At 65.0% G+C, this 12,626-nt stretch carries 10 protein-coding genes, 1 pseudogene and 1 riboswitch; of the genes and pseudogenes, 8 read left to right on the top strand and 3 right to left on the bottom strand.

Going from position 1 to position 12,626, the window contains the following annotated elements:
* Positions 1–352: 352 nt before the first annotated feature.
* From metF to metK, 3 genes are all read right to left on the bottom strand, one after another.
* On the bottom strand, positions 353–1,207 hold the full coding sequence (gene metF, locus P8014_RS13590; RefSeq protein WP_337817866.1) for a methylenetetrahydrofolate reductase [NAD(P)H]: 855 nt from the start codon (positions 1,205–1,207) through the stop codon (positions 353–355).
* A gap of 66 nt (positions 1,208–1,273) precedes the next feature.
* Entirely contained in the window at positions 1,274–2,689 is a 1,416-nt protein-coding gene (ahcY, locus tag P8014_RS13595; RefSeq protein WP_337817867.1) for an adenosylhomocysteinase, read from the bottom strand.
* Positions 2,690–2,708: 19 nt separating this feature from the next.
* A riboswitch (S-adenosyl-L-homocysteine riboswitch) is annotated at positions 2,709–2,787 on the bottom strand.
* Positions 2,788–2,825: 38 nt separating this feature from the next.
* Entirely contained in the window at positions 2,826–4,004 is a 1,179-nt protein-coding gene (metK, locus tag P8014_RS13600) for a methionine adenosyltransferase (RefSeq protein ID WP_337817868.1), read from the bottom strand.
* A 334-nt stretch (positions 4,005–4,338) separates the two neighbouring features.
* Here metK and P8014_RS13605 point away from each other — a divergent pair, with 334 nt between their 5' ends.
* From P8014_RS13605 to nuoI, 8 genes and pseudogenes are all read left to right on the top strand, one after another.
* Entirely contained in the window at positions 4,339–4,695 is a 357-nt protein-coding gene (locus P8014_RS13605; protein ID WP_337817869.1) for an NADH-quinone oxidoreductase subunit A, read from the top strand.
* A 65-nt stretch (positions 4,696–4,760) separates the two neighbouring features.
* Complete coding sequence (locus P8014_RS13610) at positions 4,761–5,246, top strand: NADH-quinone oxidoreductase subunit B family protein (protein WP_337817889.1); 486 nt, start codon at positions 4,761–4,763, stop codon at positions 5,244–5,246.
* Positions 5,243–6,931 (top strand): NADH dehydrogenase (quinone) subunit D, encoded by a 1,689-nt coding sequence (gene nuoD, locus P8014_RS13615; protein ID WP_337817870.1) that lies wholly within the window; start codon positions 5,243–5,245, stop codon positions 6,929–6,931. Before P8014_RS13610 ends, nuoD begins: the two co-directional genes overlap by 4 nt.
* Before the next feature lie 51 nt (positions 6,932–6,982).
* Positions 6,983–7,462: an NADH-quinone oxidoreductase subunit NuoE gene (nuoE, locus tag P8014_RS13620; RefSeq protein ID WP_337817871.1), complete on the top strand. Its 480-nt coding sequence runs from the start codon at positions 6,983–6,985 to the stop codon at positions 7,460–7,462.
* 1 nt (position 7,463) lies between these two features.
* A complete protein-coding gene (locus P8014_RS13625; RefSeq protein ID WP_337817872.1) occupies positions 7,464–8,738 on the top strand; it encodes an NADH-ubiquinone oxidoreductase-F iron-sulfur binding region domain-containing protein in 1,275 nt (424 codons plus the stop codon).
* Positions 8,738–11,092 (top strand): NADH-quinone oxidoreductase subunit NuoG, encoded by a 2,355-nt coding sequence (gene nuoG / locus P8014_RS13630; protein WP_337817873.1) that lies wholly within the window; start codon positions 8,738–8,740, stop codon positions 11,090–11,092. The genes P8014_RS13625 and nuoG overlap by 1 nt, the downstream gene beginning before the upstream one ends.
* A complete protein-coding gene (gene nuoH, locus P8014_RS13635) occupies positions 11,089–12,057 on the top strand; it encodes an NADH-quinone oxidoreductase subunit NuoH (RefSeq protein ID WP_337817874.1) in 969 nt (322 codons plus the stop codon). The genes nuoG and nuoH overlap by 4 nt, the downstream gene beginning before the upstream one ends.
* 28 nt (positions 12,058–12,085) lie before the next feature.
* A pseudogene (nuoI, locus tag P8014_RS13640) lies at positions 12,086–12,607 on the top strand (NADH-quinone oxidoreductase subunit NuoI); the annotation flags it as partial.
* Between the last annotated feature and the right edge of the window lie 19 nt (positions 12,608–12,626).

Below are 12,626 nucleotides of genomic sequence, written 5' to 3' on the forward strand. Positions count from 1 at the left end.
CCCAAGCGTTTGGGAGGCGTTCTGTTTTGACCTTCGGTTCCCGTTTGGCCTTGCCTCGAGCGTGCGCCCCGGCGCGGGGTCGGGCGGCAGGGAGGCCGCCCGAGCAGGCTTTGCCAGGATGGCAAGTCCCTGCGGTGCCCCGCGACGGGGTGTGCGCTCGAGGTCCGCCCGTAGGGGACAAGGCCTTTCGGGTGCCTTTCTTTCGCCTCTTTCTTTGGGCATGAAAAGAAAGGGGCTAGGGCGCGTCACCCAAGTAGGATCAATGCTGGAAACGCTGATTCGCGCCCGAAATCTGCTTCAGCGTCAAAATAGGACAAGACTTCACCAGGTCCCCCGCATCGCACCTCAAACACTAACCACCCGACAACCCCAACCGCTCCCAAATCTCCTTGGTCGCTCCGGCCTGGTTCATGGTGTAGAAATGCAGCCCTGGTGCGCCTTCGTCGAGCAGGCGCCGACACAGCGCGGTCACCACGTCGAGGCCGAACGCGCGGATCGAGTCACGGTCGTCGCCCATGCCTTCCAGGCGCTTGCGCATCCAGCGCGGAATCTCCGCGCCGCAGGCGTCGGAAAAGCGCGCCAGTTGGGTGAACTGGGTGATCGGCATGATGCCGGGGATGATCGGGATGTCGAGTCCGAGTCCCTGGCACTCGTCGGCAAAACGCAGGTAGGCGTCGGCGTTGAAGAAGTACTGGGTAATGGCGCTATTGGCACCGGCATCGACCTTGCCCTTGAAGTGGCGCAGATCGTCTTCGGCGCTGCGTGCCTGCGGATGTACTTCGGGATAGGCGGCGACCTCGATGCGGAAGTGGTCGCCGGTTTCGGCACGGATGAATTCGACCAGTTCGTTGGCATGGCGGAATTCACCGATGTCGCGCATGCCGGAGGGCAGGTCGCCACGCAGCGCGACGATGCGCTCGATGCCGTGCTCGCGGTAGGTGTGCAGAATGTCGCGGACGTGCTCGCGCGTGCTGCCAATGCAGGACAAATGCGGGGCGGCGGCAATGCCGGATTCGCGCTGGATCTTCAGTACGGCTTCGAGCGTGCGCTCCTGGGTGGAGCCGCCGGCGCCGTAGGTGACCGAGAAGAACCGCGGTTTGAGGGGGCTGAGTGCCTCGCTGGTGCGGTGCAGGCGTTCGGCTCCTTCGGGGCTCTTGGGAGGAAAGAACTCACAGCTGAATTCGAGATCGGATTTCTGAGTGGACATGTTGGGCAGGCCTGAAGCCCGGGACGCTAAGCGCGTCCCGGGTGGAGTGTGGTGATCGCAGCGTGATTAGTAGCGGTAGTGCTCGGGTTTGTAGGGACCGTCGGGCGACACGCCGATGTAGTCGGCCTGGTAGTCGCTGAGCCGCGTCATGTGCGCGCCGATCTTGTCCAGATGCAGACGCGCCACCTCTTCGTCGAGCTTCTTGGGCAGCACGTAGACCTTCTGGACGTAGCCGCCGTCGTTGTTGAACAGTTCGATCTGCGCCAGCACCTGATTGGTGAAGCTGTTGGACATGACGAAGCTGGGATGTCCGGTGGCGCAGCCGAGGTTCACCAGCCGGCCCTCTGCGAGCAGGATGATGCGCCGGCCGCTCGGGAAAATGATGTGGTCGACCTGCGGTTTGATGTTGTCCCAGGTGTACTGGCGCAGGCTGGCGACGTTTATCTCGCTGTCGAAGTGGCCGATGTTGCACACGATGGACTGATCCTTCATGGCGACCATGTGATCGTGGTCGATGACATGATAGTTGCCGGTGGCGGTGACGAAGATGTCGGCCAGCGGGGCGGCCTCTTCCATGGTCACCACTCGGTAGCCTTCCATCGCAGCCTGCAGCGCGCAGATCGGGTCGATTTCGGTGACCCATACTGTGGCGCCGAGGCCGCGCAGGCTCTGCGCACAGCCCTTGCCGACGTCGCCGTAGCCGGCGATCACGGCGATCTTGCCGGCGACCATCACGTCGGTGGCGCGCTTGATGCCGTCGACCAGGGATTCACGGCAGCCGTAGAGGTTGTCGAACTTTGACTTGGTCACCGAGTCGTTGACGTTGAACGCGGGGAAGGGCAGCCGGCCTTCCTTCTCCATGTGGTAGAGGCGGTGTACGCCGGTGGTGGTCTCTTCGGTCACGCCCTTGATGCTGTCCTGAAGCGTCGCGTAGAAGCCGGGCTGCTCTTCGAGATGCTTGCGGATGGTGGCGAACAGCACCGTTTCCTCTTCGTTCTCGGGCGAATCCAGCAGGCTCGCGTCCTGTTCGGCGCGGGCGCCCAGCGTAACTGCGAGGGTGGCGTCGCCGCCGTCGTCGAGGATCATGTTGGCCGGCTGGCCGTCGGGCCAGTAGAGGATGCGGTGGGTGAAGTCCCAGTATTCCTCCAGCGTCTCGCCCTTGTAGGCGAACACCGGCACGCCGCTGGCGGCGATGGCCGCGGCTGCGTGATCCTGGGTCGAGTAGATGTTGCAAGAGGCCCAGCGGACCTCGGCGCCGAGTGCGGTCAGCGTTTCGATCAGCACTGCGGTCTGGATGGTCATGTGCAGGCTGCCGGCGATGCGGGCGCCCTTGAGCGGCTGGCTGGCGGCGTATTTCTCGCGTAGCGCCACGAGGCCGGGCATTTCGGTCTCGGCAATGGCGATTTCCTTGCGCCCCCAGTCGGCGAGGGCGAGGTCCTTGACGTGGTGCCCGGTGGCGGCTTCGTTCACGATCGCGTTCATGGTTTATGTCTCCATGGTCGGTTCGCGAGCGCCGTTTTGTGGATGGCCACACCGCCGGGCCTGGCAGGGAAAGTCCTGTTGCAACGCTCCCCGGCGGGTGGAAGAGCCCTGGATTAACTCATCCGGGGCGGTCGTTTCATGCGCTTTGCTCCAGCGGCAGGCCGGCGGCGTCGCGCAGCATTTCGGCCCGGTCGGTACGTTCCCAGGGCAGGTCGAGATCCTCACGGCCGAAGTGGCCGTAGGCGGCGGTCTGACGGTAGATCGGGTGGATCAGGTCGAGCATCTTGAGGATGCCGTAGGGGCGCAGGTCGAAATGCGCGCGCACCAGTTCCACGATGCGTGCGTCGGGGACGCGGCCGGTGCCGAAGGTGTCGATGCTGATCGAGGTCGGCTCGGCCACGCCGATGGCGTAGGAGACCTGGATCTCGCAGCGGCGGGCGAGTCCCGCGGCGACGATGTTCTTGGCCACGTAGCGTCCGGCGTATGCGGCCGAACGGTCGACCTTGGACGGATCCTTGCCGGAGAAGGCGCCGCCGCCGTGGCGGGCCATGCCGCCGTAGGTGTCGACGATGATCTTGCGCCCGGTCAGGCCGCAGTCGCCTACCGGGCCGCCGATGATGAACTGGCCGGTCGGGTTGATGTGGTAGAGCGTGGTCGGGCCCAGCCACTCTTCCGGCAGCACCGGACGGATGATGTGCTCCATCACCGCTTCGCGTAGGTCGGCCTGATCGATGTCGGGATCGTGTTGGGTCGATAGCACCACCGCCTCGATGCCGACCGGACGCCCGTCGCGGTAGCGGAAGGTAACCTGGCTCTTGGCGTCGGGGCGTAGCCAGGGCAGCACGCCGCGTTTGCGAGCCTCGGCCTGCCTACGCACCAGGCGGTGCGCATAGGTGATCGGTGCGGGCATGAGCACATCGGTCTCGTCGACCGCATAGCCGAACATAAGACCCTGATCGCCCGCCCCCTGGGCTTCCCGTTCCTCGTGGTCGACGCCCTGGGCGATGTCGCCGGACTGCTTGCCGATCAGGGACATGACGGCACAGGTCGAGCCGTCGAAGCCGACGTCGGAACTGGTGTAGCCGATGTCGCAGATGACTCGGCGCACGAGGTCGTCGAGGTCGACCCAGGCTTTGGTGGTGATTTCGCCGGCAACGACCACTACGCCGGTCTTGATCAATGTTTCGCAGGCAACGCGGGCATTGGGGTCCTGCTCGAGAATGGCGTCGAGTACGGCATCGGAAATCTGGTCGGCCATCTTGTCCGGATGCCCCTCGGAGACGGATTCCGAGGTAAATAGGTAGTCGGTATTCACGATGTTGGCCTTCGATTGATTTGATTGATACAGATATTCTGCTAAATACTATCCGTGCGTTCGAGCTAGCGACTGCTTGGGAGGCAAGTCTAACCGTGAAGGCGGGAACTTGCATCTCGGCAGATGGTCAGACAGGTCGTCTTCCTCATGCCCAATGACCTCGGAACTTTGCCGAGGCTTCGCCTGAACGGTCAAGGATGATCGCAGCAAGACGCTAGGGAGCCGTGGAAGCGCCATGAAATCGGCGCGGGAGGCGGTTCCACATGGATGTGGCGGCGAGTAACCACGATTTCATAGGGGAACTCGCTTTGAACGATTGGATGCAGAGGTACACATGTCGGATCTGACGACGGGTGTGGTCGTCTGGCTGTTCGCGCTGGTAGTGCTCGGCGTGGTCATCCTGACGTTGGTGCTCAACCGTCTGCTGGGCGGTTATCGAGCCGATACCGAGAAGGAAACACCGTTCGAAAGCGGTATTCCTCCGACCGGTGATGCGCGGGTTCCATTCCCGATGCGCTATTACCTGGTCGCGGTTTCCTTTCTGATTTTCGAACTTGAGGCGGCGTTCCTGTTTGCCTGGGCCGTGGACTATTGGGAGGCGGGGGTGGCAGCCACTCTGGGTGCGCTGGCATTCATTCTGCTCCTCCTGCTGGGCTTGGTTTATGAATGGCGCAAGGGAGGTCTGTCGTGAGCGACGTACAGGTACTGCAGCGCTACGACGCGGCCCCGCAGCCTGGGGAGGGACCGTTCAGCGCAATATTCGGGCGCCTTGAGGAATTGCTGGCCTGGAGCCGCAAATCCTCTATGTGGCCATATAACTTCGGCACCTCGTGCTGTTTCGTCGAAATGACCACGGCGCTCACGCCACGCTACGACATCGCGCGCTTCGGCGCGGAGGTGCTGCGCGGCTCGCCGCGTCAGAGCGATCTGCTGATCACTGCCGGCACAATCTTTACGAAGATGGCGCCGATGATGCTGCGCCTGTATTCGCAGATGCTCGAGCCCAAGTGGGTCATCTCAATGGGTTCCTGCTCGAATTCCGGCGGCATGTACGACGTTTACAGCGTGGTGCAGGGCGTCGATCAGATTCTGCCGGTCGACGTGTACGTGCCGGGTTGTCCGCCGCGGCCGGACGCCCTGCTGCACGGTATCACCCTGCTGCAAGAGAAGATCTCCGAGTCGCCGCGCAAGCTGCGCTCCAAGGATCGCGAGCCCCTCGGCATCTGGGTGCCGCAGTCATGAACGCGCCGGCAACCGTGAAAAAGGAACCGCAGGCCGCCCCCGGACGCGAAGTCGAGGTCCGCGAGGTACGCCCCAACGAACTGTCCGCTCTGCTGGCGCAGCTCAAACAGGGGATGGACGGCATCCGCTACGAGATGCTGTTCGACATCTCCGCCGTCGACGATGCGGGCCGCGGCGGCGGTTTCACCGTGTTCTACCACCTGATGTCGCTGTCTTCGAACCGCGACCTGCGCCTCACGGTGCACCTGGCGGACGATACCCAGACGCTGCCCAGCGCGACGCCGGTGTGGCCCAGCGCGAACTGGTACGAGCGCGAAGTCTACGATCTGTTCGGCCTGCGCTTCGACGGGCATCCCGACCTGCGGCGCATTCTGCTGCCGGTCTACTGGGAAGGCCATCCGCTGCGCAAGTCCTATCCGGGGCGGGCCACCGAGCACGGTCCCTACAGCCTGCCGCCCGAGCGCTACCGCGAATTGATGGCGACCTATCAGGTCGCCGACACCCGCAGCGCCGGCGAGCGCGAGGACGAATACATCCTCAACATCGGTCCGAACCATCCGGGTACGCACGGCATTCTGCGCCTGATCGCGCGCATGCGCGGCGAGACGATCATCGCTCTGGATCCGGATATCGGTTTCCATCACCGTGGGGCGGAGAAGATCGCCGAGCGCCACACCTACCACAACTACATCCCGTACTGCGACCGCATCGACTACCTCGCCGGCGTTGCAAACGAACTGCCCTATGTCATGGCGGTCGAACAGCTCGCCGGCATCGAGGTGCCGGAGCGGGCGGTGGTCATGCGCGTGCTGCTCACCGAATTGTCCCGCATCAACGCCCATCTGGTGTGGCTGGCCAGCTACGGCCATGACCTCGGCGTGATGGGGCCGGCGTTCTACTGCTTCAGCGTGCGCGAGAAGCTGTTCGACGTGCTGCAGCTGATCACCGGCGGACGCATGCATCCGGCCTTCTTCCGCATCGGCGGCGTGGCCATGGACATGCCGGAAGGCTGGCGCGAGGCGCTGGATCCGATGCTCGATGCCATCGATGGTTCGATGGGCGAATTCTGCACGCTGACGATCGACAATCCGATCTTCCAGGCCCGCACCTTGGGCAACGGCCAGTACACCCGGGAACAGGCCATCGAGTGGGGTTTCTCCGGCCCCAATCTGCGCTGTACCGGTTTGGCCTGGGATCTGCGCAAGACCCGCCCCTACTGCGGCTACGAGGATTACGACTTCGAGGTGCCGACCGCCACGGAAGGCGACGCACTCTCGCGGACCCGGCTGCGCATCGAAGAGATCCGCCAGAGCTTGCGCATCGTGCGCCAGGCTGCCGACCGCCTGCCCGAAGGGCCGGTGCTGTCGGATCAGGCGCGATTCTCCTTTGCGCGCAAGGACCGCACCCTGGAAGACATCGAGACCCTGATCCATCACTTCGTCGGCACCGGCCGCGGCATGGGCTTCCCCGAAGGGGACGCTTTTTTCTGCACCGAAGCGCCGAAGGGAATGATGGGGTTCTACGTGGTTTCCGACGGGTCCTCCAATCCGTACCGCGTGCGTATACGCACGCCCTCCTTCGCCCACGTGCAAGCCTTCAGCTGGCTGTCCACGGGCGGACAACTCGGTGATTTGATCCCGTTGATCGGTTCCATGGACTACGTGCTCGCGGACCTGGACCGCTGACATCGGGGAACGAACCACGCATCCACGCCAGGAAGGCAAACGGTTGCAGACATGTTGAACGAAGACGAAAAACAACACCTCGCAGCGCATATTGCGCACTATCCCGAGGCGCGCGCCGGCGCGATCTACACGCTGCAGTACCTGCAGAAGAAATACGGCCACCTACACGACAAAGCGCTGCGCGAGGCCAGCGAACTGTGCGGACTGTCGGTCACCCAGCTCGAGGAGCTGGTCAGCTTCTACTCGCTGCTGTTCCGCCGCCCGGTAGGCAAACGCGTGCTGCGCGTGTGCGACAGCATCGCCTGCCACATGGCCGGCGCGCCGGCGCTGCTGGCCGAGGCCGAACAGCTCACCGGCGTGCCGTTGGGGCAGCCGAGCAAGGACGGCGAGATGACCGTGCTGCCGCATGTGTGTCTCGGCCTATGCGACCGCGCGCCCGCCGCGCTGTTCGACGAGAGCGCACAGGGCCCGCTGGACAGCGCCGCGCTGGCCGCACTCATCACGTCCGTCAAAAATACGGGAGGGCAGTGACATGGAGCCGGTACTCAGCCGCCATTTTCATCTGCCCGAGCCGCCCGATCTAAAAGCCTACGGCGACTATCGTGCGCTGCGTGCCGCGCTGGAGCAGAAGCCCGCCGATCTCATCGACCAGATCGGCCAGACCGCGCTGCGCGGCTATGGCGGTGCGGGCTTTCCGCTGGCGCGCAAGTGGTCTGCGGTGGCCGCCGACGCGCCGCGTCCGCACTACATGGTCATCAACCTGGACGAAACCGAACCCGGCTCGTTCAAGGACCGCCAGCTGCTCTACCGCGATCCGCACCAGATCGTCGAGGCGATCCTGGTCAGCGGCTACATCCAGGGAGCGGACCGCGCCTTCGTGTTCGTGCGCGGCGAGTATGCCGAGGGTGCAGAGGGGCTGCAGCGCGCGGTCGACGAGGCGCGCGAGGCCGGCCTGATCGGCAAGAACGTGCTCGGTTCCGGCTACAGTCTCGACATCGACGTGCATCTGTCCGCCGGGCGCTACATCTGCGGCGAGGAGACAGCGCTGCTCAACGCGCTGGAGGGCCGCCGCGCCAATCCGCGCTCCAAGCCGCCGTTCCCGTTCCAGAAAGGACTGTGGGGCAAGCCGACGCTGGTCAACAACCTGGAGACCGTGTGCCAGGTACCCGGTATCGTGCTCAACGGCCCGGATTGGTTCAAGGCACAGGGCATCAACGGCGGCGAAGGCACCAAGCTCTACAGCGTGTGCGGTCCGGTCAAGAATCCCGGCTTCTGGGAGCTGCCGATGGGCACCACCGCGCGCGAGCTCATCTACGAGCACGCCGGCGGCATGCTGGACGGGCGTGAGCTGACCGCCTTCCTGCCCGGCGGCGCGTCCACCGCCTTCCTGCTGCCCGAGCACGTCGACGCGCCGATGCATTTCGAGTCGGTGGCCAAGCTGCGTTCGCGCTTCGGCACCTGCGGCATCATCGTGCTCGACGACGCCACCTGCCCGCTGGACTTTCTCATCGCGATCAACAAGTTCTTCGTGCGCGAGTCCTGCGGTTTCTGCACGCCGTGCCGCGACGGCCTGCCCTATGCGCACAGCATCCTCGAGCGCATCGAGGCGGGGCAGGGCAAGCCGGGCGACCGCGAACACCTGCTGGAGCTGTGCGGCAAGATCGCGCCGAACTCGTTCTGCGCCTTCGCGCCGGGCGCCGTGATGCCCATGGAATCGGGCTTGAACGTGTTCGCGGACGTCATCGAGGCGCACATCGAACAGGGCGGATGTCCCTGGCAGCATGAGCCGGCAAGGAGGGCCGTCTGATGGGCACTTTTTATCTCGACGAGCAGCCGATTCCCTTCGAGGACGGCCAGAACGTGCTCGACGCGGCCCGCAAGGCCGGCGTGGACATCCCGCATTTCTGCTATCACCCGGCGCTGGGCAGCCTCGGCGCCTGCCGCCTGTGCATGGTCGAGCTGCAGCCTTCGCGCGAGGGCGAACGCCCGCGCAACATGGCCTCCTGCCTGCTGATGGCGAACGAGGGCATGCGGGTGTCGCTGACGGCGGAAAAAGCCGTGGAGGCGCGCCAGTCGGTGATCGAGGAGGTGATGACCAATCATCCCCACGATTGCCCGGTGTGCGACGAAGGCGGCGACTGCCATTTGCAGAACATGACCGTGGAGGTGGGGCCTCCCTACCGTCGCTACGAAGGGACCAAGCGTACCTTCCTCAACCAGTATCTCGGTCCGCTGGTATGGCATAGCATGGACCGCTGCATCACCTGCTACCGCTGCGTGCGCTTCTATCAGGATCACGCCCTGGGCGACGATCTGGGCGCCTTCGGCTCGCGCAACCGGGTGTATTTCGGGCGCAGCGAGAACGGTCCGCTGGAAAGTCCCTTCGCCGGCAACCTCGCCGAGGTCTGCCCGACCGGCGTGTTCACGGATCGCGTCTACCGCCGCAACTTCACCCGCGTGTGGGATCTGCAGACCGCGCCGTCGGTATGCCCGCACTGCAGCGTCGGTTGCAACATCGAACCGGGTGCGCGCGAAGGCAGCCTGCGGCGCGTGATCAGCCGCGAGAACAAACGCGTCAACGAGTGGTTCATCTGCGATCGCGGGCGCTACGGGCACCGTTACACTGAAGTCGACGACCGCCCGCGCACGGCGCGCGTGGACGGCCGCGAGGTGAGTGTGGAAGAGGCGCTCGACGTCGCCGTACAGCGGCTGTCGGAGTCGGCCGACGGTTCCATCGGCGGCCTGGGCTCGGTGCGCGAGGACATGGAAGGCAACGCTGCGCTGCGTTCGTTGATGGCCGCGCTGCGCGGCTGGTATACCGCACATCCCAACCCCGACCTGGAAGCGGCCATCGCCGAGGCGGCCTCGTTGAGCGCCCAGGCGCCGACGTTGACCGAGATCGGCAAGGCCGATGCGGTGCTGATCGCCGGCGATCTGACCGGACATGCGCCGATGATGGATCTGGCGGTGCGCCAGGTGGTGCGTGCCGGGCATCCGTTGGTCTTGCTGCACACCGGCCCCGCGCCGCTGGCGCAGCACGCACAACGCCGCCGCCAGGTGACGCCGCGCGAACTGCTGGGGCTGATCGAGGCTCTGCAGGCGGCCGGCGAGGGTACGGTGCAGGACGAGGCCCTGGCGCAGTTGCTGGAGCCGCTGCGTACGGCGCGCAATCCGGTGGTGCTGGGCGTGGCCGAAACGCTGGGTGCCCCGGGCTGTCGTGCGCTGGGTCAGCTCGCCACAGCGCTGGGGGCGCGGCTCGGCTTCGCATTGCCCAACGCCAATGCCTTCGGCACGGCGCTGCTTTCGCGTCCAGGCGACAGCGATCGTGTGCTGGAATCGACCGAAAACGGCCAGGTGGACAAGCTCATCGTGCTTGGCTCGGACCCGTTGGGCGCCGGTGCCGGCGCGGGGCGCTGGGCCGCGCTGCGCGAACGCCTGAGCTTTTTGCTGGTGCTCGACTGCGTGCGCACCAAGACCTCCGAGCAGGCCGACATCTTCATTCCGCTGTCGGCGTTCACCGAGCGCTCGGGCACTTTCGTCAACTATGCCGGCCTGGCGCAGGGTTTCGCCAAGGTGTTTCCGCGCGACGACTATCCGGCCAACACCTTCTACGCCGGGCTGGGACCGGTCGGCTCGCCGCTCACGCCGCGAGACGGGCATCTTCCGGATGCTTTCGATGCGATCTGCGAGATAGGCCAGCGCATGGGCCTGGGGCGCGTGCGCCGTAACGCGGAGATCCTCGCCTACCAGTTCTTCAACGAACCGCCGACGCCGGGGCGCACCGGCATCACGGTCGACGCCGCCGGTTTCGCGCATCTGCGCGACAGCGCAGTGGGTGATTTCCGTCCGGCGCCCGAACCGGGCGGCGGCTGGCAGGTGGTGATGACCACCTGGTACGGCGACGAGCATCTCGCGCTGCATGCGCCGGAGCTGCAGTCGCTGGCACCGCGCGAGGGCGTGCGCATGCATCCCGATGAGGTCGCCGCGCAGCAACTGGCGGACGATGCGCGGCTATGCCTGAGCGGCCCCGGTGGGCAGATACGGCTCGAACTGATCGTTGACGAGTCCTGCCCGCGCAGCACCTTGGGGCTGTCGCGCGCGAGCATGGCCGTGCTCGGCGCCGACGAGGGCGACGAGCTGGGCTGGGAGGTCTGCGCATGAACCCGGTGCTGTACTGGTTGTTGGTGGTCGTCGGCGTCGGCGTGACCGTGGTGGGGCTGATCCTCATTGCGGCCATGATGATTTTCGTCGAACGCCGTACGCTCGGTCTGTTGCAGGACCGCTACGGGCCGAACCGCGCCGGTCCGTTCGGCATCCTGCAGTCGGTCGCCGACGCGCTCAAGCTGATCAGCAAAGAGGCCTTCGTGGCGCCGTTCTCCGAGCGTTTCTTCTATACCCTGGCGCCGGTGCTGGTGGCCAGTTCGGTGCTGGTGAGCTTCGTCGTGGTGCCGATCGGGCCGGGGCTGAGCTGGGCGGGCGAACTCAACGTGGGGTTGCTGTTCGTGCTGGCGATGAGTTCGATCAACGCCTACGGCGTGTTCCTCGGCGGTTGGGCCTCGAACAGCAAGTTCCCGCTGATCGGTTCGGTGCGCGCGATCGCGCAGTTGATCAGTTACGAGCTTTCGCTCGGTCTGGCGGTGATGGGCGTGGTGCTGCTGGCAGGTTCGTTCAGCATCACGCGCATCGTGGAGGCGCAGCATATTCCCTATATCGTGCTGCAACCGCTGGGCTTCCTGATCTTCCTGATCTGCGGCATCGCCGAGACGCACCGCCTGCCGTTCGACCTGCCGGAGGCGGAGAACGAGCTCGCCGCCGGCTTCAACACGGAATACGGCGGCATGCGCTTCGGCCTGTTCTTCCTCGGCGAGTACCTCGGCGTACTGCTGATCTCGGCGCTGACCACGGCGCTGTATCTGGGCGGCTGGCACGGGCCGTTCGAGGCCTGGTTCGGCGTGCTGTGGTTCCTGCTCAAGACCATCGCGCTGGTGATGGTGTTCTTCTGGCTGCGCGCCAGCCTGCCGCGCCTGCGCTACGACCAGCTCATCGCCTTCGGCTGGAAGTTCCTGCTGCCGCTGGCGCTGCTGAACGTGATGGCAACGGCCCTGATCGGCCTGTTGTGGAAATGACCGCAAACGCCTTGAGGAAAGAATCATGATGAATGTAGCCAAGGCGATAGGCGGAGTGATCGGTTCTCTTGCGGCGACGCTCAAGCATGCGAAAGCGCCGCGCGACACTGTGCTCTATCCCGAACAGAAACCCGATCTGCCGCCGCGCTTTCGCGGCCGCATCGTGCTGACCCGCGATCCCGACGGCGCCGAGCGCTGCGTGTCCTGCTACCTGTGTTCGGCGGTGTGTCCTGTGGATTGCATCGACATCCAGGGTACGGAGGCGGCCGAGGACGATCGCCGCTACCCCAAGACCTTCCAGATCAACTTCGCGCGCTGCATCTTCTGCGGCATGTGCGAGGAGGCCTGTCCGACGCTGGCCATTCAGCTAACGCCGGATTTCGAGATGTGCGAGCGCGAACGCAAGTCGCTGCTCTACCAGAAAGAGGATCTGCTGATCGAGGGTACGGGCAAGCACCCCTACTACAACTTCTACCGGCATTCCGGCGTACCTATCGAGGGTAAGCCGATCGGCACCGCCGATCATGAGGCGCCGCCGGTGGATCCGAACTCGAACCTGCCCTGAGGCC

It is taken from the genome of Acidihalobacter sp., from assembly GCF_037381185.1.
Lineage (GTDB): Bacteria > Pseudomonadota > Gammaproteobacteria > DSM-5130 > Acidihalobacteraceae > Acidihalobacter_A.

Excerpts from the sequence above, each read along its gene's own strand:
- ahcY (WP_337817867.1), bottom strand. The coding sequence starts at position 2,689 with ATGAACGCGATCGTGAACGAAGCCGCCACCGGGCACCACGTCAAGGAC.
- P8014_RS13605 (WP_337817869.1), top strand. The coding sequence starts at position 4,339 with ATGTCGGATCTGACGACGGGTGTGGTCGTCTGGCTGTTCGCGCTGGTA.
- metF (WP_337817866.1), bottom strand. The coding sequence starts at position 1,207 with ATGTCCACTCAGAAATCCGATCTCGAATTCAGCTGTGAGTTCTTTCCT.
- nuoE (WP_337817871.1), top strand. The coding sequence starts at position 6,983 with ATGTTGAACGAAGACGAAAAACAACACCTCGCAGCGCATATTGCGCAC.
- nuoH (WP_337817874.1), top strand. The coding sequence starts at position 11,089 with ATGAACCCGGTGCTGTACTGGTTGTTGGTGGTCGTCGGCGTCGGCGTG.
- P8014_RS13625 (WP_337817872.1), top strand. The coding sequence starts at position 7,464 with ATGGAGCCGGTACTCAGCCGCCATTTTCATCTGCCCGAGCCGCCCGAT.
- nuoG (WP_337817873.1), top strand. The coding sequence starts at position 8,738 with ATGGGCACTTTTTATCTCGACGAGCAGCCGATTCCCTTCGAGGACGGC.
- nuoD (WP_337817870.1), top strand. The coding sequence starts at position 5,243 with ATGAACGCGCCGGCAACCGTGAAAAAGGAACCGCAGGCCGCCCCCGGA.